Source organism: Ureibacillus endophyticus (genome assembly GCF_024159215.1).
GTDB classification, from domain to species: Bacteria; Bacillota; Bacilli; order Bacillales_A; family Planococcaceae; genus Ureibacillus; species Ureibacillus endophyticus.
In genome coordinates this window covers 50,427-72,500 of record NZ_JAMYWW010000001.1, presented here as the reverse complement: position 1 = coordinate 72,500, position 22,074 = coordinate 50,427, and the positions used below count along the sequence as shown (strand labels likewise).

General features: G+C 35.8%; 19 protein-coding genes, 1 tRNA gene and 1 other RNA gene (1 of these 21 cut by a window edge). 4 read left to right on the top strand and 17 right to left on the bottom strand.

Annotation, left to right across the window (positions count from 1 at the left end):
* The 3 genes from pabB to NKR20_RS00330 all read right to left on the bottom strand — a co-directional run.
* Window positions 1-1,223, bottom strand: the 5' portion of a protein-coding gene (pabB, locus tag NKR20_RS00340) for an aminodeoxychorismate synthase component I (protein WP_253422721.1). It extends 517 nt beyond the left edge of the window; 1,223 of the gene's 1,740 nt are visible here — the first part of the coding sequence; it begins with the start codon at window positions 1,221-1,223; the stop codon falls past the left edge of the window.
* A 2-nt stretch (window positions 1,224-1,225) separates the two neighbouring features.
* Window positions 1,226-1,810, bottom strand: coding sequence for an anthranilate synthase component II (locus tag NKR20_RS00335; protein ID WP_121215228.1), 585 nt, complete (start codon window positions 1,808-1,810; stop codon window positions 1,226-1,228).
* A 90-nt stretch (window positions 1,811-1,900) separates the two neighbouring features.
* Entirely contained in the window at window positions 1,901-2,758 is an 858-nt protein-coding gene (locus NKR20_RS00330; RefSeq protein ID WP_121215229.1) for an MBL fold metallo-hydrolase, read from the bottom strand.
* Window positions 2,759-2,956: 198 nt separating this feature from the next.
* On the opposite strand from NKR20_RS00330, the gene NKR20_RS00325 reads away from it, so the two are divergent.
* Window positions 2,957-3,562 carry a hypothetical protein gene (locus NKR20_RS00325; protein ID WP_121215230.1) on the top strand — a complete coding sequence of 202 codons (606 nt, stop codon included), beginning with the start codon at window positions 2,957-2,959 and terminating at the stop codon, window positions 3,560-3,562.
* 70 nt (window positions 3,563-3,632) lie between these two features.
* Here NKR20_RS00325 and NKR20_RS00320 read toward each other — a convergent pair whose 3' ends face one another.
* From NKR20_RS00320 to NKR20_RS00255, 14 genes are all read right to left on the bottom strand, one after another.
* Window positions 3,633-3,902, bottom strand: a complete 270-nt coding sequence (locus NKR20_RS00320) for a pro-sigmaK processing inhibitor BofA family protein (protein WP_121215231.1) — start codon at window positions 3,900-3,902, stop codon at window positions 3,633-3,635.
* 64 nt (window positions 3,903-3,966) lie between these two features.
* Complete coding sequence (locus NKR20_RS00315; RefSeq protein WP_121215232.1) at window positions 3,967-4,182, bottom strand: YaaL family protein; 216 nt, start codon at window positions 4,180-4,182, stop codon at window positions 3,967-3,969.
* A 73-nt stretch (window positions 4,183-4,255) separates the two neighbouring features.
* Complete coding sequence (gene recR / locus NKR20_RS00310; RefSeq protein ID WP_121215233.1) at window positions 4,256-4,852, bottom strand: recombination mediator RecR; 597 nt, start codon at window positions 4,850-4,852, stop codon at window positions 4,256-4,258.
* Window positions 4,853-4,863: 11 nt separating this feature from the next.
* Window positions 4,864-5,178 (bottom strand): YbaB/EbfC family nucleoid-associated protein, encoded by a 315-nt coding sequence (locus NKR20_RS00305; protein WP_121215234.1) that lies wholly within the window; start codon window positions 5,176-5,178, stop codon window positions 4,864-4,866.
* Between the two features lie 40 nt (window positions 5,179-5,218).
* Complete coding sequence (gene dnaX / locus NKR20_RS00300) at window positions 5,219-6,982, bottom strand: DNA polymerase III subunit gamma/tau (RefSeq protein ID WP_253422719.1); 1,764 nt, start codon at window positions 6,980-6,982, stop codon at window positions 5,219-5,221.
* 130 nt (window positions 6,983-7,112) lie between these two features.
* Complete coding sequence (locus tag NKR20_RS00295) at window positions 7,113-9,710, bottom strand: VWA domain-containing protein (RefSeq protein ID WP_253422716.1); 2,598 nt, start codon at window positions 9,708-9,710, stop codon at window positions 7,113-7,115.
* Window positions 9,694-11,433 (bottom strand): vWA domain-containing protein, encoded by a 1,740-nt coding sequence (locus NKR20_RS00290; protein WP_121215237.1) that lies wholly within the window; start codon window positions 11,431-11,433, stop codon window positions 9,694-9,696. The genes NKR20_RS00295 and NKR20_RS00290 overlap by 17 nt, the downstream gene beginning before the upstream one ends.
* Before the next feature lie 11 nt (window positions 11,434-11,444).
* Window positions 11,445-12,317: a DUF58 domain-containing protein gene (locus NKR20_RS00285; protein ID WP_121215238.1), complete on the bottom strand. Its 873-nt coding sequence runs from the start codon at window positions 12,315-12,317 to the stop codon at window positions 11,445-11,447.
* Window positions 12,314-13,309, bottom strand: a complete 996-nt coding sequence (locus tag NKR20_RS00280; RefSeq protein WP_253422713.1) for an AAA family ATPase — start codon at window positions 13,307-13,309, stop codon at window positions 12,314-12,316. The genes NKR20_RS00285 and NKR20_RS00280 overlap by 4 nt, the downstream gene beginning before the upstream one ends.
* A 14-nt stretch (window positions 13,310-13,323) precedes the next feature.
* Window positions 13,324-14,754, bottom strand: a complete 1,431-nt coding sequence (locus NKR20_RS00275; RefSeq protein WP_253422710.1) for a hypothetical protein — start codon at window positions 14,752-14,754, stop codon at window positions 13,324-13,326.
* Between the two features lie 12 nt (window positions 14,755-14,766).
* A complete protein-coding gene (locus NKR20_RS00270) occupies window positions 14,767-15,627 on the bottom strand; it encodes an ABC transporter permease (RefSeq protein ID WP_121215241.1) in 861 nt (286 codons plus the stop codon).
* Window positions 15,624-16,556, bottom strand: coding sequence for an ABC transporter ATP-binding protein (locus tag NKR20_RS00265; RefSeq protein WP_253427996.1), 933 nt, complete (start codon window positions 16,554-16,556; stop codon window positions 15,624-15,626). Before NKR20_RS00265 ends, NKR20_RS00270 begins: the two co-directional genes overlap by 4 nt.
* Before the next feature lie 2 nt (window positions 16,557-16,558).
* Window positions 16,559-18,952 (bottom strand): hypothetical protein, encoded by a 2,394-nt coding sequence (locus NKR20_RS00260; RefSeq protein ID WP_253422707.1) that lies wholly within the window; start codon window positions 18,950-18,952, stop codon window positions 16,559-16,561.
* Window positions 18,953-19,134: 182 nt separating this feature from the next.
* On the bottom strand, window positions 19,135-19,887 hold the full coding sequence (locus NKR20_RS00255) for a GNAT family N-acetyltransferase (protein ID WP_121215243.1): 753 nt from the start codon (window positions 19,885-19,887) through the stop codon (window positions 19,135-19,137).
* Between the two features lie 240 nt (window positions 19,888-20,127).
* Here NKR20_RS00255 and ffs point away from each other — a divergent pair.
* From ffs to NKR20_RS00240, 3 genes are all read left to right on the top strand, one after another.
* Window positions 20,128-20,393, top strand: an RNA gene (gene ffs / locus NKR20_RS00250) — signal recognition particle sRNA large type.
* 170 nt (window positions 20,394-20,563) lie between these two features.
* Window positions 20,564-20,656 (top strand) — tRNA-Ser (locus NKR20_RS00245).
* A gap of 166 nt (window positions 20,657-20,822) precedes the next feature.
* Complete coding sequence (locus NKR20_RS00240) at window positions 20,823-22,067, top strand: ATP-binding protein (protein WP_121215244.1); 1,245 nt, start codon at window positions 20,823-20,825, stop codon at window positions 22,065-22,067.
* Window positions 22,068-22,074 lie beyond the last annotated feature (7 nt).

The window sequence follows — 22,074 nt, the reverse complement described above, 5'->3', positions numbered from 1 at the left end:
TATTTGGCTGAATTTGATATACGCTCGAGATGTTCTTCAAGTAAAAAATATTCCCCGTCTTGCAATAATAGACTTTCTAACAATTGAAACTCTGGTCGTTCAACTGTTAGCAAGCTCGCTTTAGCTAATACTTCATGGTATTCATCTTCTGTTGTAGAATCCCAAGTTATCCCACCACCAACACCGTATGTAGCTTTACCTGTTTTCTCGTCGATAACAACCGTTCTAATTGGGACATTAAAAGTGGCATCTCTACTTGGCGTAATATATCCTATTGCTCCACAGTATACGTTACGGGCATCCATTTCTAGTTTTTCTATTACTTCCATCGTACTTATTTTTGGTGCACCGGTAATAGATCCACACGGGAATAGTGCCTTGAAAATATCAACAAGTTGCGTATTTTCTTTAATTGTAGCAGTTATCGTTGAAGTCATTTGATGAACAGTTGGATAATCTTCAATTTCAAAGAGTTTATCCACCTTTACTGTTCCTGGTTTCGCAATAACGCTCAAATCATTCCTTAATAAATCCACAATCATTACATTCTCTGCGCGATTTTTTTCTGAATGATATAGCTCCATTCTATTTATCTCATCTTCTTTTAAGGTTTTCCCACGTTTTAACGTGCCCTTCATTGGTCGAGTCGTTAATTGATTTTGATTTAATTCAAAAAATAACTCCGGGGATGCGGATAAAACTTGAAAATCACCGGTATTTAAATATGCACAGTAATTTGATGATTGAGCTCTTTTTAACTTTTCATATAATGCTATCGCATCTCCCTGAAACTGAGAATGAAGACGAATTGTATAGTTGGTTTGATATGTTATCCCCTCTTCAATTGATTGTTTAATAGAAGTAATCGCCTTATGATAATCTTCCTTATCAATAGACGGGATCCACTCAGATAAGTTATAATCACCTATACTATTTAAAGAGATTATTTCAGGTTCTTTAAAAACACCAAACCAAAGTAACGGCATTTCACTCTCACTATTCACTTTATATGCAGCATCGAAGGCAGGAGCACTTTCATAAGACAAGTACCCTGCAACATAAAAACCGTTCTGTAAAGCTTCCTCTATTAATTGAAAACAGGGTACTACCTCTTCAATTTTATTTGCAATAATTAATTTTATTGGTTCTCGAAATGTTAAAGGTTTTATTTCCCCAGATTTAGAAGGGAAGTCAAAGGACAAAATAGGTGATTTTTGTTTCATAATTAAATTTCGATTCCCCTTGCTGATTTAATAAAGAAATTCTCAATCATTTGTAAGCCATGTTCCGTTAAAATTGCTTCAGGATGGAATTGAACACCTTCAACACGATATTGTTTATGTCGAATAGCCATTATTTCACCATCGACTGTTTTAGCACTAATTTCTAAACAGTCCGGTAAAGCTTTTTCATCCACGATTAATGAATGATATCTAGCCACTTGTACTGGTGATGTGATGTTGTGAAAAATTGAACACCCATCATGAACTATTAATGATGTTTTTCCATGCATTGGTTGTTGAGCCTTTTTTACAATTCCTCCAAATGCTTGGGCAATAATTTGTTGACCTAAACAAACTCCTAAAATCGGGATATCTTTATAAAAGCGTTTAACAACATCTATACAAATTCCAGCTGTATTAGGATTACCAGGGCCAGGGGAAATTAATATGGAAGTAGGATTCATGGTCGAAATGTCCGTTAATGATAATTGATCATTTCGAACAACAACAACTTCTTCACCAACTTGCTTTATATATTGAACTAAATTAAAGGTGAAAGAATCATAATTATCTATCACTAAAATCATCCGAATAATCCCCCTTTTCTTAAACAACCATTATTATAACGAAAAATCCCATTGAAAAGCAGAAAAATTCTACTTCTCAACAGGATTTTCTTAATTAATATTTTTGTTCACATATTTTCCGTGATCAGGAACTGCAATTTGTTCAAATTCATCAACAAGCTTTCGCAAACTATCTGTTAAAAGTTGCCCCTGTAACGGAAGTCCATGTCCGGTAATAGCAACTGTTGGATTTAATTTTTCTAACTTAACAACAGATTCTTTAGCTGCTTGCCAGTCTGTTGTTAAATACCTCGGTGGTCCACTTATTTCTTGCTCCTGTGTTAATACTTTATAAAGATATTCTTGTTTTACAGTAACAAACGCATCCCCAACTATTAATGCCCGATCAGTTTCTCTAAATAATGAAATATGACCTGGTGTATGGCCAGGTGTGTGGACCCATTTAAAATCTGGTAGATGAGGGACTTTTCCATCAGGTGGAAGAGCCTTTACATTATCCCCCAAATTAATCGGTTCAATCGGGAACAGTGGTGACATTTTTGCCACCATTCCACCTTCAACCGTTGAATCTGGCTCTGGGTAACTTCTTTTCCCTGTTAAAAATGACATTTCAAGTTCATGGGCATATACAGGAACATCCCAATGTTTTATCAGCTCAATGATTGCCCCCACATGATCAAAATGTCCGTGCGTTAATATAATTGCTTTCGGTCGACTATTTGTACCAAAGCGCTCTTCAACAACTGAAATGATTTCATCTGATGATTCAGGCATTCCAGCATCAATTAATACAAAATCGTTTGTTTTGGGATTGCCTACTAGACAAATATTCACAATTCGAATTGTGTAATAAAATAAATCAGGTAATACTTCCTTACCTATTCCGTTACCAATTGAGGTTACCGGAATTGCTCTATAATCACTACCATAACTCATGTTCATATCCATATCGTATCACCTCGAGTGAGATATTTAAAATCTACTCGTAATATGTCCTTCGCGTAATAAAACATACAAGAAATGTTACTCAACTCCGTGTTGTATGTTCAAAATCATATATTCAGCAAAATATTTTTATCCATATTATTCCTATTAGGAATTTCTATGTTAAAATTTATTTTTAAATGCCATTGTGAGGTGAATAAATTGGAGTTTACGAATGAACAGCTACAAATGATGATCTCAGAAGAACCAGTCGGCAATCTATATCCATATAACACTAAGGATAAGCAACAAATTGAAGCATATATTCAAGATCTTTTCTATACAATCAATCACTTGAAATCCATCAAATGTGAAGCAATATTTGACCATTATGGTAGTGGCTATGCTTCCTATGTAGATTTCTTTTGCTATCGGAAAGATGGAAGTAGTATTGTAAATAAAAAATATATCGAAAAGGATTCCCTTACTTCTATCCAAATAGAAGGACTAGTTCTATACATAAGTCGATTAGCGCCTGTAGCCATTATTTGGAGAGATAAACGACATAAGGCGATTTTAGATAATGGAGAAGACGAATTTTTTAGTGGTATGGGTATGATTAATCATCCACATGGAATAATCGATGAACCCCCTAGTCCTATGGTGAATGATTTCATAGAAATTAAGGAGAAATTAGCGAGGGCAGGTTATCACATTCTCGATAAAGAGTATTTATCACAACCACTCCCTTTTAAAACGAAAATTCAAACCTTCACTAGACCCAATCAATATAAACTATTCGATGCATTTTTCTTCTGGAAAGACTAACTGCCTTCATAAAGGAAAAAGGCGCTTAACCCATAACGAGAGGTTTAGCGCCAATTCTTTAATTTTCAATTTATTGAAATACCGTTAATACCCCAATACAAATCACACCTGGTAGTCCAAGAATAGTAATTGTCAGGGCTGAGAAAATATTTACAGGCACTATAATATCATAACCATCTACAACTATATGGGCTATGTATAACAATGCAAACGAGCAGGCGAACTTAAACCAAAGAAGGGCTAACTTTTCAAAAATTACACCAAAACCAATTTTTTTGCCTATTATAATGCCGAAAAAAAGTAGCACGCAACTAAGTCCGATCACAACATATGTCATCAATCCACATCGCCCCCATAAAAGTGTTTCATAGGAGCATATGCTATTGCGGCTACTCTTATTATGTTTATTTAATTAATATTTTTCGAATTCTTGCTTCTTTAAATAAATAAAAGTGAATACTTTCTGCTATTTGACGACGGGCAATGACATCTAAATCATAATCGTCTATTAAACCTTCGATGACCTTTGCATGATTCCAGTCATCCTTCGTTTCTTTAATTAAATGTACTAACTTTTCATCAAATTCCTTTTTTAACTTCCCTTTACGACGAAAAAACATACAACACGACACTCACTTTACCCGATTTAAAAAATCGCAATTTCTTTTAAAACAGAATTAAGATGAAAAGAACTTACAATTCACGTCTTCCTTCTAATGCTTTCGATAAAGTAACTTCGTCAGCATACTCTAAATCCCCACCAACAGGTAAACCATGGGCTATACGTGTTGTTCGAATTCCTGATGGCTTCACAAGACGAGATATGTACATCGCTGTTGCTTCACCTTCAATGGTTGGATTTGTTGCTAATATTAATTCGTGTACTCGTTCATCTTGTAATCGAGTTATTAAAGAAGCAACATTAATATCTTCTGGTCCAACACCATCCATAGGGGAGATTGCTCCGTGTAATACATGATACAGACCTTGATAATCACGCATTTTTTCCATTGCAATTACATCTTTCGGGTCTTGTACTACACAAATAGTCGATGCATCTCGTTGTTGATCAGAACAAATCTGACAAGGGTCCACATCTGTAATATGCCCACAAGTGGAGCAATACATTAAATTTCTTTTTGCATCGACTAAAGCTTTTGCAAAAGATAAAACCGTATCTTCTTTCATTGTTAAAACGAAAAATGCCAGTCGAGCCGCAGTTTTCGGACCGATTCCTGGCAATTTCATAAAGCCATCAATTAGCTTTGATATTGGTTCAGGGTAGTACATTGTTTATCCTCCTAGAATGGAAGGTTTAAGCCTTGAGTGAATTTACCCATTGTAGAATTTGTTGTTTCTTCTACTTTCTTTAGAGCATCGTTAGTTGCCACTAAAAGTAAGTCTTCTAACATTTCTACATCATCTGGATCAACAACAGATGGATCTAAATTTACTTTTAACACTTCACGTTGACCATTAATCGTAACTTTCACCATACCGCCACCAGCAGTACCTTCAAATTCTTTCGCATTTAATTCTTCTTGCGCTTGCATCATTTCTTTTTGCATTTTTTGCATTTTTTTCATCATGCCTTGCATATTACCCATTCCACGCATAAGTAGAATCCTCCTCAAAATTATAATTTAATTAATGTGGTTACTCATCCACAACCTCAACAAAATCTTTTCCAAACATTTTCTCTGCTTCTGCGATTAAAGGATCTTCAGAAACAATTTCCTGCGTATCATCAATAAATGGTTGTTCATGGACTGTTTCCTGAACCAATGTCCCTTCAGATGACTCTTTTTTCTGATTTAAACCATTTTCTTTAATGAAGTTTTGACGCAATGTAACCCATTGATTTTCCGGAATGCATAAAATTTCATACATTGTACCAGTCATTTGAGCTAGAATTTGAGAAAAAAGATTTGTAAACTCTCTGTTGTCAGCAACCATTCGACAATGAATATCATACTTGAATTTTACCACAAATGCACTATCAGAAGCTGCAACCGGTTCGGCCTCAGCAAATAATGCTGCCTGCGATTTTTGTAGTTGACTTAAACTTCCTGCCCATGCATTTTTTATTTTTTGAATATCTTGCTTTGTTGCATTTTTTAATACTTCACGAATACGTCCTGCAGGTGCTTGGTAACCATTTTGAGATTTTGCCCGTGGGCGAGGGGCTTCTTTTGCTGGCATACCAGTATTACCACCTTGAACGCCTGTTGCGAGTTGTTGTGATAATTGCTGTACTAATCTTTCAAGATTCGCTACTTTTTCATTTAAAGCTGGATCAATTTGCCCCACAGCTTGCATGGAGGCAGCCCCACTATTTGGTGTTTGAACCATCTTTAATAAAGCTGTTTCTAAATAGATTTTTGTATGATGGGAAAAGCGCATTTCTTGTTGAGTTTTAGCAAGAATATCAATATAAGTATAAAGCGAATCCGCGCTAAACTCATGTGCTAAAGAAACGAATTTTTCTTCCGGAGTAACAAGTTCGAGTAACTCTTCCAACTCACTACTTGTTTGGAGAAGTAGTAAATCACGGAAAAATGTAATTAAATCTTCAGCAAGACGTACAGGATCTTTTCCATCAGCTATTAATTCCTCAACTAACGTTAATATATGTGCAATTTCTTTTTGTTTTAAGGCTTGTACTACATCATAAAAGATTTCTTGGCTAATGGACCCACTGACTAGTAGTGCATTATCAAGGGTTAAAGTGTCACCACTAAATGAAACAACTTGATCTAATAAACTTAATGCATCACGCATCCCACCTGCAGCTGCCTGAGCGATTACTTTTAATGCTTGTTCTTCATAAGGTAAATGAATATCTTCTAAAATCACTTTCATTCGTTCTAGAATATCAATAGAAGAAAGGCGTTTAAAATCAAATCGCTGACATCGGGATATAATGGTAGCCGGTAGTTTATGTGGTTCAGTAGTAGCTAAAATGAATACTGCATGAGGCGGTGGTTCCTCTAACGTTTTTAGTAAGGCGTTAAATGCACTTGTTGAAAGCATATGCACTTCGTCAATGATATACACCTTAAATCGAGCATTTGCTGGAGCGAATCGAACTTTCTCGATGATATCACGCATTTCCTCTACACGGGAGTTTGATGCAGCGTCAAATTCAATAACATCTGGGTGAGAGCCTTCTGTAATGCTCAAGCATGTTGCACATTCATTACATGGTTCGTTGGTTGGTGCTTTTTCACAGTTTAATGCTTTAGCAAAAATTTTCGCAGTACTTGTTTTACCCGTACCTCGAGGACCTGAGAACAAGTAAGCATGCGTTGTTTTATTTGCTAGGAGGGCATTTTGAAGCGTTCTTTTTACGTGAGTTTGTCCCGACATCTCTCGGAAATTCTGCGGTCGATACACACGGTAAAATGCTTGATACGTCAACTTTTTCCTCCCTTTCTAAATAGACAAATTTAGTTCTTATTATAACATAAACGAACCATTCACTCCCAACTATAATAACCTCTAATTAGAAAGAGCTACCTCAATATGAGATAACTCTTTTTTAAAGTTATTACTTTTTCTTCATATCTTTTAAAAGCTTTGCCACGTTCGTTTCTTCCTCTACAACAACTTTTTCTGTAGCAAGTTTTCTTGGTTTTCCTACAGTTTGTAGGAAGCCCCAGCCGAATCTTCTTAGCGTGATATCAATAAAGAACAGTATCATACTAGCTAATAATAACCATGTTGTGATACTTTGACTTTCAGCACCTTTTACCGTAAATTCACGAAATGCTTGTTCAGGATCCTCTAAAATCATTCCGCCTGTTTTTTCTGCGATTTCAGTGAGTAAAGCTTCATTTGGCGGATGTAATTCATATTCCTTACTATACGGAATAGTTAAACCTGCTTGATAAATGGACTCGTCCTCTTTTGATATTCTAAAAAATACAAGCCCCGGATCTGCATCAACTACTACTCGTACTTTACTAGCAGAGACTGGTTCGATTTGTGCTTTTATCTCTTCTCCAAATTCATCAACAATAGCGATGTCCAGGAATGTAGCTTGGTTCGTTGGATCCGTGATTAGGAAAGTATCATTGGATTCTTGTCTAATGTCATATGCAATATCATTATAGGTTGGTAGCATTTTTGATATTGCTGTTTGCCAAAAGTTTGACCATTCGCTCCATTTTGCCCAATCCCCTGTCCATGCCCCAGTTGAGTCAGATGTAAAGGCAATCGTTCTACCTAAACCGTACTGCCACTCAGCTAATACAGGATCCTCTTTTTCACTTTCTGCAATAACGAGAGCCGTTTGTTTTGCTGTCGTTCCAATATACGCATTCATTTGTGGGACACCTTCTTTAAATAAAGCATTCCAACCTTCAGCGTTATAAATCGTTGGATAGAATGGATTGTCCTCAATATACGTTCGAGAAATCATCGCCGTTTCCCGGGAAAGAATTGAAGGAATTGTTGTTTCATCAACAACACTATAAAAACGTCCACTCCCTAACTCACTTAATTGCTCAAGTAAAACAGCATCTGCATCATTACCAATTGCTACTGTAGATAATGTAATATTACTCTCTTTTCCTTCCTCAAGTAGATCTTCATAGCTTCCTTCACTGTAAGATTGACCATCCGTTAGCAAAATAATATGTTTTCGTTGTAATTTTAAGTCTGCTAAGTTTTCTACAGCGAGCTTTAAAGAAGAAAAGATTTCAGTTCCACCACCTGGGGCAATGGATAAAATTGTATTCACCGCTTTTTCCTTATCTGTTAAAGGTGCGGTTTCAATGATTTCCCATGGTCGATCGTCAAATGCGATAAAACCAAGAGTATCGCTATCACGAAGCAATTCTACTGAACGGGCTGCTGCTTCCTTAGCAAGTTCAATTTTTGGCCCCATCATACTTCCAGAACGGTCAAGTACAATGACCAAACCGAGAGAAGGTAATTGCTGTTTCCCTTTTACCTCCATTTCAACTGGAAGTAGTTTTTCAATAGGCGTTTTAAAATAGCCCCCTAGTCCAAAACTATTTTCGCCGCCTACCATCATAAAGCCTACACCAAAATTTTTAACAGCTTGTTCGATGATGCCCATCTTTTCTTCTCCCACTAAATGCCCTGGGATATTATCAAAAATAATGGCATTATAGTGAAGGTAACTTGATAGAGCGTTTGGCAATTCACTTGAAGACTTCACATCATAGGATATGGAATTTTGCCCAAGTGCGGCTGCGATTGGTGACCCATCTTCTCGATCACTTACAATCAACAGTCGTGGAGAACTATGAACCATTGTTACACTAGTTAGTTTATTGTTCTCTAAAATTGCATCTTCCTCTACTTGTACTAATGCCTCATACTTTACTAAACCTTCAGCCTCACCTATATGACGATAAGTAAATGCATTGGTACCTTCTTCTAAAGTAATATTTTCTTTATGAATAAGCTGGTCATTTTCATAAAGATACAATTGTCCTTCTGTAGCAGTTGTTGCATTAATTGCTGTTACAAGCTGTTGTTGTTCTCCTGCATATGCCACTTTCGGCGTGACAAAACTTTGAATAGAAATGTCTGCCTTTACTTCATTACTTAATGGCACTACATCAACAGAAACATTGGTGCCTACCATTTTTGTTAACTGTTCAGTAACTTTTCCCTTTGTCTCTAAACCATCTGAAAACAGAACAATTCGCGTTGCTTTATCACGATCGACAATGCCTGTCATCAATTGTAGTGCTTGTGATATATTCGTTTCACTTTCACTATTCATCCCACTTAATTGTGGAGCGTGCTCTAATGTATTACTTAAAATTGATTCTGTTTGAAGATTCGATGCAAAAGAATAAATTCCCACTTGATGTGTATCTTTTTTGGATTGTAAACTTTTTTCGATAAACGCTAAGGTTTGCTCCTCATTCCCTTCAACAGATGCCGAGCGGTCAATTAAAAATGCAACTTGCTCTTCTTTGACAGGTAACAAAAGATATGGAGATGCAATTGCAAAAATAAGAAGTACGACGGCAAGTATTCGAATCCCAAATACAACGAGCTGACTTTTCTTCAATTGATAGCGATGATGCCACCATGTCCAAACGAAATATCCTAAAATCGGGATTAATAGCAATAAAGCTAGTGGGAAACTAATTCGTAAATCCACGTCTTCTTTGCACCTCCCACTCAATGACTAATAACAGCAATATCGGAATCAATAACCAGATGATAATTAATTTTTTTGATGATTCTTCATTCCCTTTATTTTGAAGAGTACCAAGTTCAAAACTAGTTCCTTCTTTAATTTCTCGTTCATTTTCTGAAAGTTGAACAATCAACAGTTTTTCTTCTTCATTTGAACGAACTGTATATAAACCGGGCTTTGTTGGTGCTTTAAATTGATTTGCATTTTCAAAGGATGAAATATATTCATCATCTTTCGAATAAATTGACCAATCCCCAGCAGCTAAAGAAACCCCTCGACTTTCATTAGGAGAAAACGTACCTAAAGATGTTGTACCTTCTAGTAATTCATTTTGTAAACTCCATAAGAATAAAGGAAATGATGGATGCAATGGCCAGTCTGTCGATTGGATGTCTGCAAGTATAACGATATCTCCTTTTGAAGAACGTTGAATAAAGGGCATTTCTCCAATCGTTGCTATCGTTTCAAATTGGTCAAACCCTGGATATACGGAATTAACATAAACATCTTCTAAATTACTAAAAGCAAATAATGCATCCTCTGACACATCAACTAAACTATTTACTTCTTCAGATAATTCGTCATCCCGTCCTATTAAAATAAGCGGGGAATCTGTCTTACCCAAAAGTTCAACCTGATTCGTAACAATTAATGCCTCTTTTATTGTTGCTAATTGGTCTGATGGAACGAGCTTCACTTCTGTATTTAATGCCTGGAAACCTTTTTGAACAAGTTGATGCATTTGTTGATCAATGACAATTTGCGATAAGTTATTCCCAAGTATTGTAACCATTGAATTATCTACTTCATAATCATCTTCAACTTGAATGGTAGCAAACAAACTTTCGGTTAAAGGTAGCTTTTCAAAGGTTTTCGTCATTTCCTCTTGTTCTTTTAAAGCAATTCCTTCTTCAACTATAACTCGTCCTTCGCTATCTTGAAGTATAAGCTCAACTTGTTTTTTTTCATCTGTCTCATTTTTTAGTTGAATTAAAGCTAGTGCTTCTTCCCCAATAGAAGTTGCTGCAAAACGTTTAATCGAGACATTTTGTAAATCTTTACTTGCCCCTTTAACAATCCATTTAATCTGTTCACTTGAAATCGGCAATTCACCGCGCTCTACTGAATCTGTAAATAGATAGATGGAAGTAGCTGTTTCACCAACATATGCTTGAGCAACATCAATCGCTTTAATCAACTGCTCTTCTTCATAAGTAACTTCCAAACTATCGATTGCTTTATGTATAGCGGATGAATCGGTTTCTTGCCGAATGATTGTTTTTGGTTCATCACCCGTTGTAATAATAGTAAGTGGCTGACCTGTAAACTCTGAAGCAAGGGATTTCATTTCTTCCTTATGTTGAGCGAATGTTTGTCCAGCTAACATGGTTGCGGAAGTATCTACAATCCAAATTGATTGTTCCCCTGCAATTTCTTTCGTTTTAATGAAAGGATTCATTAAAGCTAAAACAAATAAAATGAGAGCTAATAGTTGCAAATATAGTAGTGCATTTTTTTGTAGATGTTTTAAATAAGGTGAAGCTTTTGTTTCTTGCATCACTTCTTCCCAAAATATCGTTGAAGAAATCGGTTGATCTTTATATTTTTTACGGAAAAAATAATAAAGTAGAACGATTAATGGGAGAATGCTAGCCCATAAAAAGAGAATATTACTAAATCCCAAATAGCTTCACCTCACTGTACCCAATGTGACTTTAATAATTTATGGAAAATGGCATTTTGAAATCCTTCTTCCACAGAGAGTTGAATTTTTCGAATGCCAAAACGGTTTGCTAACGCATCAAATTGACCTTCATGTTCTGTACGACTTTTTTCGTAATTTGCTAATACTCGGTTTGAAACGGATACATTCACTTCACGAGACGTCTCTGAATCAATTAATCGCACGTCACCGCTATAGCTTGGATTCAGTTCATCTTCAGTTACAATTTGAATACAACGGATATCCCCTGCAAAGCGAGGTAACTTTTTAAAGAACTGCTCCCATTGTGAAATAGGCTCTAATCCATCTGTAATGATAAAAAGTACCGTACTATCCTTAGGCAATCTTTTTAATCCCTCTTCAGCAAAACTTCCTACACCGCGCGCTTCCTCTATATTTGATACCAGCTGTAAAAAAGGTTTTCGGTTGGTAGCCCCCTTTTTTCTAAACGGAATCAAATGTTGTTCACCTACATAAGAGAAGGATAATCGGTCATCTCGGTTTAACACCATTAGACCCAGTGCTGCTGTAATTTGGCGGGCAAACAACCACTTCTTTTCTTCACCCATTGAGCGGCTTGCATCCAGTAAAATATGCACCCGCATTTCCTGTTCATCTAAAAAGCGTTTTATGAAAAACTTTTCTGTACGAGCATAGACATTCCAATCTACTTGTCGTACATCATCGCCAAGCGTATATTCACGGAAATCAGAAAAATCTAAGGATGCACCAAAGCGTTGGGATCGATGAGAACCTTTATGCTGACCACGTAATTTTGATGAAGTAGCAATAGATAAGCGGCTTATTTTAGAAATCCACTCATCGGGCAAAATTAATGGCTTCATAATTTAGCGCCCTGTTGAATGGATGATAGTATTAATTCGATTAAATCATCGACTGTTTTACCCGATGCTTCCCCTTCATAATTCAACATCATACGGTGGCGTAGTGCTGGCTTTGCAACAGATTTAATATCCGCTATTGATACGTGGAATCGGCCATTTGTAACTGCTCGAGCCTTTGCTAGTTTAATAATACTTTGTAACCCACGAGGACCACTTCCATACATCACATATTGCTTTACTTCAGGTAAAGCATCTTCGTTATCAGGGTGAGTCGCTACGACCAAATTAACTGCATACTCCATCATTTCCTCAGCAACTAACACTTCTCGAACCATTTTTTGTGCTAACACTAATTGATCTGTATTCATCACTTTTTCTAAAGTAATTTCCACTGCACCTGTTGTCCGTTTCATAATTTCCATCAATTCATACTTTGATGGATAAGGCACTAATATTTTGCATAAAAAACGGTCCATTTGCGCTTCTGGTAAAGGGTAAGTTCCTTCCATTTCAATTGGGTTTTGTGTTGCCAAAACAAAGAATGGTCTTGCCATGTTCTTCGTATCCCCTAAAATGGTTACGGTTTTCTCACCCATTGCTTCTAATAGAGCACTTTGAGTTTTTGGTGTTGCACGGTTTATTTCATCCGCTAAAACCATTTGACTAAAGATTGGCCCTGGTTGGAACACAAACTGCTGCTTACCGTTTTCTGCTCGTTCAATAATATTTGTTCCAGTAATATCAGTAGGCATTAAATCCGGTGTAAACTGAATCCTAGAAAAAGATAAATCTAACACTTCAGAAATTGTACGAATTAACATCGTTTTCCCTAAACCAGGTAGCCCCTCTAGAAGTGCATGCCCATCTGCTAATACGGAATATAACGTATATTCAATCGCTTCTTCCTGACCTACAATAAATTTGCTAATTTCATGTTTTACTTGTTGGAGTTGTTCACTCATTTCACTGTATTGTTGCTCACTAAAAGCCATTTTTCCACATCCCTTTACTCATTCGATTCAATTGAGGAGAAGTATGATTGCACAATATCTTGTAAATCTTTCGGCAATTGCATGCGTTCCGTACTTTCTAAATAACTGTCTTTATATTGACCAATCACTTCTTCATAAGGGCGAATCGTTCCTTTTGTAACAGGTACAGACCCCTTTTGTTCACCTGCTGCAGTTCCTTCTCCTAACTTCCCACCATCAGCAGTTGTCTCAGATGAACCACCAATTCGTTCAGGAACAGCTAATAAATCACGGCTTCCTTGGCCGGTTCCAGCGCCACTTCCTCCGCCTTTCCCAGAACCAATACCGCTTCCATTTCCTTGACCATTGCCTTGAGAGCCACTTCCTTGACCTTGGCCCTGACCTTGACCTTGGCCTTGACCTTGGCCTTGCCCGTTTCCATTGCCATTACCATTGCCTTGCCCATTATTACCTTGGCCATTCGAATTCTGGTTGTTCCCTTGCTGATTTGAGTTATTTTCATCTTCACTAGAAGTACCGTCACTTTCCCCAGGAGCTTCTGCTGATTCTGATCCTAGTTCACTAGCAATTGCATTTTGCAAATCGAAACTGATTGGTTTCCCAAGCTTACTTAATGCAGATTGGGTACCATTGGCTGCACTTGCTAGCTCGCTTTGCATTTCCATTAATTCCTTTAACTGTTCTTGCTCTTCAGCTGTTAAACCATCTGAACCATCTGCACCATTCTTATTGGCAAGTTCTTTCTTTTCCTTTAATTTCTGTTCCTTTAATTTTAATTCTTTCTGCTTTTTAACAACTTCACGTAATGCTTCCTCGGATAGTTCGATATCCTTTAACTTGTTTTGAAGCTCTTGTAATTCCTTTTTTACTTCTTTGGATTTTGCTTTTTTCTCTAATTCAGCAACTTCCTTTTTAATATCTTTAATAACTTCTTGTTCCTTTTCCACAACTAGTGCTTCCGTTTGTGTTGCTGAAGGGAAAACCGACAAAATGCCAATGACAATTCCAATCAACAGGATCCCAATTAATATTTTTGGTTTCCACAGTTCCTTTTTCCGCTTTTTAAACTGATCATAGGCTTGTGGCGTTTCTTTCTGTGCTTTCTGTAACAACGATTGCACTAAAGGATTGTTTTCTTCTTTCAATGAAAGAGCTGTCACTAATTCATTATGCGGGTAAAATTCGTCAAGACGATGTAGTGCTTCTTTTCTTCGTACTCGCTTAAACCAAATATAGAACACTACTGCAACAATCGCTCCTACCCCCGCAATCACCGAAACATTACGGTAGTATGGAAAAATAAATAAACGAGAAACTAGCAGGATCGCCGTGCTTAAAGCTAACCCTAGAAGTATTCCATATTGTATTCGTGGTATCATTTGTTCTACATTCAAGCTTCTTTGTGCTTTACGAACAAATTGCTTTAACATATTCCGCCGATCCATCGCTATTCCTCCTTATCGATTTGTTTTCATATTTGCTCTTAACTTACGTGTCGCAATAAATAGACAAATCACTGTAATTAACATGTAGAAAATTAAATAAACAATCCAAATCGGTAATGAAATCCCTACTATTGATTCAAGGGCATTTGACATATCTGGATAAAGCATTGTAATCATTAATGCCCCCGGATTAATACTTGCCCAAAAATAAGTGATTGGGGAAAATGGTGTTAAATTTTGCACATTTCCAGTTTGCGCCTGCATTTGCTCCATCGATACTCCTACGAAAAAGAAAAACGCGGTAATACCAGCAAGGAAAATCATCGCCCCATAGGTTGCAATCATCGACACTATTGTTCTCTTCGTAATAGTAGAAAACATAATGCCGATACTTCCAATCGCAATAAGCGTCACTAAATAGAAAAGGAAAATCGTGATAAATTGGGATGGTGATACACCACCAAATAAAAATACAAGACTATATAACGGTAGTCCTGCCACCAACATTAAAACTAAAAACACAACGGAAGATAACAATTTCCCTACAATAATTTGTGTTGAGCTTTGAGTCGTTGTAAGCAAGATGTTTAGTGTTTGTTTTTCCCGTTCCGTACTAATGGCACCTGCTGTTAATCCTGGTGTAATAAACATAACTAGCCCCATCTGCAATACACTTAAAACAGCAAACATTGTAAAACTGTCGCTAGGTCTAAAAAACCCTGTTCCTGAAAACTGCGTATAAATTAACAAGAACCCAGCAACAAAAATACATAAAACCGCTAAGTAAAACATTAGACCTGAAAAACTTTTAAAGGCGCGGAATCGTAATTTTAATTCTTTTAATAATACAGGGTTTGAAAAACGTCCCATCATACAACGTCCACCCCTTTCGTAATAGCCATAAATACATCTTCTAAATCTTTCTCTTCTTCCCTTAATGCATAAATCGGTAAATCCGCCAGTAAAGCTTTACGTAATAGCTGAACCTGGTCTTCGGTTGAGCCACGATAGTTAAAGGCTAGACTATTTGTATCCTCTAACTCAATAGAAGAAATAAGTGGGTCTTCCTCAAAGAATTGACGAGCTCTTTCGATTTGATCAATAACTTTTACAATGATTCGTTTATCTCCTTGAAGCTGTTGTTGTATAGTTGCAACGTTTCCGTGGGCAATTAATTTCCCATTATCAATGACACCAATTTCGTCACACATTTCTGCTAGCTCTGGCAAAATATGTGATGAAATTAATATGGTTTTACCCATTGATTTGAGATGCTTTAAAATATCTCGCATTTCTACTCGAGCTCGTGGATCCAGACCAGATGCTGGTTCATCTAAAATTAATACCTTTGGATCATGGATGAGTGAACGAGCGAGACATAATCGTTGTTTCATTCCTCGAGAAAGTAAATCAACATATTCATAACGTTTATGAGATAGATTCACGAGTTCCAAAAGTTGTGGAATTAGTACTTGTCGTTCCGCATGAGATAGCCCATAACTTGCTCCGTAAAAATCTAAATATTCATCAGCTTTTAGTTGATCATATACTCCAAAGAAATCTGGCATATAACCGATAAGTTTTCGAACTTCTTTTGGTTCCTTTACAACACTTTTACCATTTATGAAAGCATCTCCTGATGTAGGCGAAAGAAGCGTGGCCAATATTGAAAAGGTTGTGGATTTCCCAGCACCATTCGCTCCTACAAAGCCAAATACAACCCCTTCATCTAAAGATAAAGTCAAATTATCTAAAGCGGTAAATGACCCGTATTTTTTTGTTAATCCTTGAATATCAACCATCATTATTTCGCCACCCCCTTAATTTTCACATCAGGTAATTTCGTTGGACCACCATTAAAGCTGTCGTCCACCGTAATTTGAATTCTTACTTCCCCATCTTTAGAAATATATTGATCTAAATTTGTCGTTATGGACGCACTTTTTTCACTTATACCTTCAAATTCCTGCGTTTTTATATTCCAAATCGCTAATTCAATTGGAATTGAAGCTTTATTAGATACAGAAATTTCTGTCCATGTTGATTTTTCTAAAAGCTCCTCTGGAATCCATGTAATATAGTCATATTCTCCTTTATCCAAGTACCATTCGTTTGTTGCATCATTTATTAATTCTGTATAGCCAGAGTTAGATGTCGGCTCGATCGTCTTATTTAAAACATCCTTATCTAAAGTGAACTCACCTGATAGTTCCAAATCTGGTTCAAAGGTTTGAATAATGTAGGATAACGGTGAATTTGCTGCATTACCATCTAATTCAATCCCAACAAGGGCTTCTTCTGTCCAAGCAGTAATTGCTGGTAAACGTTCACCTTGTACTAAATTTCCTGCACCATACTTTAACTTTTCAATACGCATTGGCATTAAATCTGCTTTCGTCTGAGGTTGCGCATAATTATAGTTACCTACAGATGGTGAAAGTAAGACTGCTCCTTTTATTTCTTTATCAACCTCTAATGTTCCATTTGGTTCGATATCTCCCAATTCAATTTCACGAGAACCTGACCAAATCGATACGTCATTCAACTTAAATGGGAAATTATTTTTAATTGTTCCCATTACTTTTCCATTTGCTACTTTTAATTGGATATCCATATTTCTAGCATTATTTATTTCTGTTTGCCCTACAATGGATTGAACGGACCAGTAATTTAAATTTTTTAATGTAATTGTTGAACTATTGGCATGTTCTTTTACGTAAGATTTTTCATGAATCATTTCTTGCGTTGAACTTCCCATATAATTTCGATTACGTGTTGCTACTGCCGTTGTATTTTCATCTAATGTAAATGAAAAATCCCCGCTTCTATTTGTAAGAATGGTTTCAACATAATGACCGCTCAAACGATTCTCTTCAACTTTATAAAAGGCAGATTGTTGAATTTGTGATTGCGTTAAGCGATCCTTTGCCCCAAAAATAAACATTGCTATACTTAACCCAACGGAAACAACCGGGATAATCCACCAAGCATGTTCCCTTTTGTCTAAGCGTTTTAAAATAAAATACAAAAATGGACCAATGAATAAAATATAAATAATGATAATTACAACAAGTGTAGTTGTCGAAACTTCAAAGGATGGAAACAATTCATTAATACTACCAACTTCATAAGGTAAGTAGTCGTAATAGTTCCCATAATACATACCACCATAATTGTTTTGCATAGGTGATTGTAGTTTCAAAATATTTGAAAGTAATTTAGCGTAACCATCCATTGATGCTAATGGCTCATCCCCTAAAGAGAAAGTTGTTTGGATAATTTGCCCTTCATCAAGCTTCGTTGCAGATGCTAGGATTGTTTCTCCATCTGCTAGTAGTCGAATACTACCTTCTTTTTCACTTGCTTGATATACCTCAATACCTTGTGTGAATTTACCGTTATTCGATAATTTCTCTAAACTACTTTGTGTTACACTTACTTTTTCCTGCGATAGCGTCAAAGGTAGATACTCTTTAAAAATGCCGATAGATGATTCTACTTGATCGGAAGCACCAACTAATAGCTTTCCTCCTTGACGCACCCATTCTAAAATAGCTTGTTGTTGCTTCTCAGAGAAGTCTGAAATATTCGTTTCATCAATTGCTAACACATTGGCAGCTTCAAGACCTTTTTTATTATCGGGGAATTCGAAATCTTTAATTTGATTTAAATAAAAAGCTTCAACGTTTGTATTAGAGAATGGTCTCATTCGTTGAAACACAGTTAAACGATCTCGATTCTCTGTTAACGCATAGATAAACGTCCCTTCCATTTCGTGGAATTGAGGGCGAACCATTTTATCTCCAGAGAATTTAACTAACTCTCCTTCCTCAATTCCTCCTTCATAAAAGTAAAATAAGCTTCCTTGTTGATTACCTGAATACATGTAATCATCCGATAGACCATTCAAATAAAGCTGAACAGTTTTTGTTTCTCCTTCTGCAATATCTAATGAATAAACTGTAGCTGAACCTACCGCATAGGACTCTGCAGCATCGATGACTAAGTCACCAGAAAAAGCAGACCCATTATTCGTAATTGTTAATTTTAGTGGAAGCGGTGTAAAATACTTTACTTTATTAGATATTCCAGCTTCCGCTTTTACTTCTAACTTTGGTGCTGCGCTTGCAATATTTGTATGAATCAAACAGCTGATCAAAGCTATGAAAAAAATGATGAATACATTTTTCCTTATCAAAATCCCATCTCCTTCAACTTACCCGCTTTTTAAATTTGTACGTTTCATTTACAATTTGGTTCCAGATATTCCAATTAATAATAAAATCTTAAGATATTGTTCGGTTTGTTCTGTAAAGACTTCACTTACAATTTACCCATATATAAAAAAAACGTATTCGAAATCGAATACGCTTTTATAATTTAAAATATCTCAACTTTTGAAACTTCAAATTGAAAGCCTTGATATTCATATCCTTGCTTTTGATACATATCTTTTGGTGTATCTTCACCATCCGCCACTAGGATGACTGTTTTATTTGGAAACTTCTCCATTACAGCTTGTTGAAGATGACCACCAATTCCTTTATGACGTTGTTCCTCAAGAACAAATAGATTATCAATTTCCACAGTACTTTCCTTTTCAATTACTTCAACATAGCCTGCTGGAATCCCTTCAAAATAAGCAATGAGAAAGTATGTATCAGCATCATTAAATCTACGAAGTTGCAATTGTTGCTTTTCCTTTGCAAAATTCACACCATATTTAACATCTTCATTGTATTGAAGCTTTAAAAAGGGTTCTAACTGCTCCTCTGTAACAAACTGGACGTTTACCGAACCATTTTTTCGAATAGAAAATTGACTAGGTTGTATGGAGTAAAGCTCTAAAAAGCCAATATTATACTGTACTCTTTTTAAATAATACTTTAGTGTATCAGGTATTTGCTCATTTGGAGGGAATTTAAACTTTAAATGATTTTGATTATTTTTACGATGAAATTCCCTCAATGATTTTTCCCATTGTTGAAATTCTTCTACTGATGGCATTTTTTTAAATTCAATATAGTTACTATCATAGCGAGTTAACATTTCTTGAAAATGATAATGTTTAACATAGTCATCCTCATAAATAATTTCCCCTAATATATTGATTTGCACAAACGTTACTTTCATCTATTTCATCCCCATTTTGTAAAATTAAAAACTTTAACATCATTTTACAATTATTAAAATCATTTTAAGAAGTAAAATATGTCTTTATGAATAATAAATTTACTTTTTATAGATTCAATCTAATACTCAACTACGAATTCATGTTTCTCCATAGATTTTGTGTACCTTCATTAACAAATTCCTTAAATACCAGAACAAAACATTGCATTTTCACTCCAATGTATCGTATACTAATTTATGCCGTGCTAGGTGGGGAGGTAGCGGTGCCCTGTAACTCGCAATCCGCTCTAGCGAGACTGAATCCCTTTCCGAGGCTGTCCGTATGTAAGGTCTGCCTCTTGCACGTAGCGTTGACGGTTGGGTCCTGCGCAATGGGTACCCATGAACCATGTCAGGTCCGGAAGGAAGCAGCATTAAGTGGTTTCACCCATGTGCCGCGGGGTAGCCTAACCTGAGCTGGCGACAAGAGTAACGCTTATGTGCGGCAGTCGAAGAAAGGTGCACGGCTTTAATGTGCAAATGACTGCCTAAAAAGGCTTAAAGAGTCAAGATCAACTATTTACTGATTTTGACTCTTTTTTTATTCCATTAAAATAAATAAAATCCTTTCTTTTAATTTGTTGACCATAACTTGAAATCATGTTATAGTAATTTTTGTCGAAAAGATAATTAATTCGGAGGAATACCCAAGTCCGGCTGAAGGGATCGGTCTTGAAAACCGACAGGCGGGTTAAACCGCGCGGGGGTTCGAATCCCTCTTCCTCCGCCATTTATATTTCAAATGAAACCGTTACAAAAGATGTAACGGATTTTTTTATATCTTTAATTGAAAGTACTAATGCATACTAGGCATGTAGTACTTTTTTATTTTTTAACCATGTTAAGATAATAGATGCAACATTAATCCTTTAGTTCTCATAAAAGGAGCTTAAGTAATGGCACTAAAAAAATTCTCTTTACCTTCTAATACAGTAGCTACCATTATACTACTTGCTTTATTAATAGCCTTTAGTAGTGAAATAAAACTGATGCCTTTTGAAGATTTCCCATTTCGATTCGGATTAGGGAGTATGATTTTCTTTTTAGCTGTATTAATTCAACCTATTCCCATTATAAAATTTGGGTTTGTTACCGGAATTACAGTAGTCATATTTCGAGTTTTTTTAGATTTACTTGTTACTGATTATGAATTTAGCCAAATATTAATTGAACGTTTCCCCGCTGCACTGTTTTATTTCTTTTTTGCGTTCTTTTTATCTAAGTTAAATATTGAAAAATATAAATCAAAACCAATTGCCTTAGGATTATTTGCTACTCTTTTTGAATTTGTCAGCAACTTTATTGAAGAACTATTTATTCTTCTATTTGTCGTAACGCACACCCATTTATTGAAAGAATCATTTTTATTACTTATCGTTGCTTTTATTCGAAGTTTCTCAGTAGTTGGCATATATAGTGCAATTATTATCGGTGAACAAAAGAGACAATTTCAACAATTACTATCAATTGGCTCTAATTTATATGTAGAAACATTGTATTTAAAAAAATCAATGGACCATATTGAACAAATTACAGCATCGAGCTTTGAATTATATAAAGCGTTAAAGTCAATAGATAATCATTTAAGTACAAAGGCACTTTTTATCTCCCAAGAAATTCACGAAGTAAAAAAAGATAGCCAACGTATTTATTCGGGTCTTTCCAAAATTACAACTGCAAAAAATCTAGATGATCATTTAATTTCGAATTTATTGCAATATGTAATTGAGGCAAATAAAAAATATAGTACTTATTTAAATAAAAGTATTGAATTCAAAGAAACTTATCATACAGATTTCTATACAAAGGAACCTATTGCCCTCCTAGCTTTGTTAAACAACCTCGTTTCAAATGCTGTAGAAGCAATTGAAGAAGAAGGTTCAATTTCTATTTCTGTAAATAAACAAAATGATGAGACAGTAATTGAAGTAGAAGATACAGGTGTAGGCATTCCAAAAACGATGCTTCCTGTCATTTTCGATGCGGGGTATACAACAAAATTTAATGATGAAGGAAAAGCCTCTACAGGAATTGGATTATCCCATGTACAATCAATTGTAGAAAAATTTGAAGGAAAAATCGTTGTGGAAAGTAATCAAACCACAAAGTTCACCATTACTATCCCAACAAATAACTTGTAATAAGGAG

Bases quoted from the DNA above. Each gene is read 5' to 3' on its own strand.
- NKR20_RS00335 (WP_121215228.1), bottom strand. From the start codon at position 1,810: ATGATTTTAGTGATAGATAATTATGATTCTTTCACCTTTAATTTAGTT.
- NKR20_RS00330 (WP_121215229.1), bottom strand. From the start codon at position 2,758: ATGGATATGAACATGAGTTATGGTAGTGATTATAGAGCAATTCCGGTA.
- NKR20_RS00315 (WP_121215232.1), bottom strand. From the start codon at position 4,182: ATGTTTTTTCGTCGTAAAGGGAAGTTAAAAAAGGAATTTGATGAAAAG.
- recR (WP_121215233.1), bottom strand. From the start codon at position 4,852: ATGTACTACCCTGAACCAATATCAAAGCTAATTGATGGCTTTATGAAA.
- NKR20_RS00305 (WP_121215234.1), bottom strand. From the start codon at position 5,178: ATGCGTGGAATGGGTAATATGCAAGGCATGATGAAAAAAATGCAAAAA.
- NKR20_RS00285 (WP_121215238.1), bottom strand. From the start codon at position 12,317: ATGAAGCCATTAATTTTGCCCGATGAGTGGATTTCTAAAATAAGCCGC.
- NKR20_RS00280 (WP_253422713.1), bottom strand. From the start codon at position 13,309: ATGGCTTTTAGTGAGCAACAATACAGTGAAATGAGTGAACAACTCCAA.
- NKR20_RS00275 (WP_253422710.1), bottom strand. From the start codon at position 14,754: ATGGATCGGCGGAATATGTTAAAGCAATTTGTTCGTAAAGCACAAAGA.
- NKR20_RS00270 (WP_121215241.1), bottom strand. From the start codon at position 15,627: ATGATGGGACGTTTTTCAAACCCTGTATTATTAAAAGAATTAAAATTA.
- NKR20_RS00265 (WP_253427996.1), bottom strand. From the start codon at position 16,556: ATGGTTGATATTCAAGGATTAACAAAAAAATACGGGTCATTTACCGCT.
- NKR20_RS00255 (WP_121215243.1), bottom strand. From the start codon at position 19,887: ATGAAAGTAACGTTTGTGCAAATCAATATATTAGGGGAAATTATTTAT.
- NKR20_RS00240 (WP_121215244.1), top strand. From the start codon at position 20,823: ATGGCACTAAAAAAATTCTCTTTACCTTCTAATACAGTAGCTACCATT.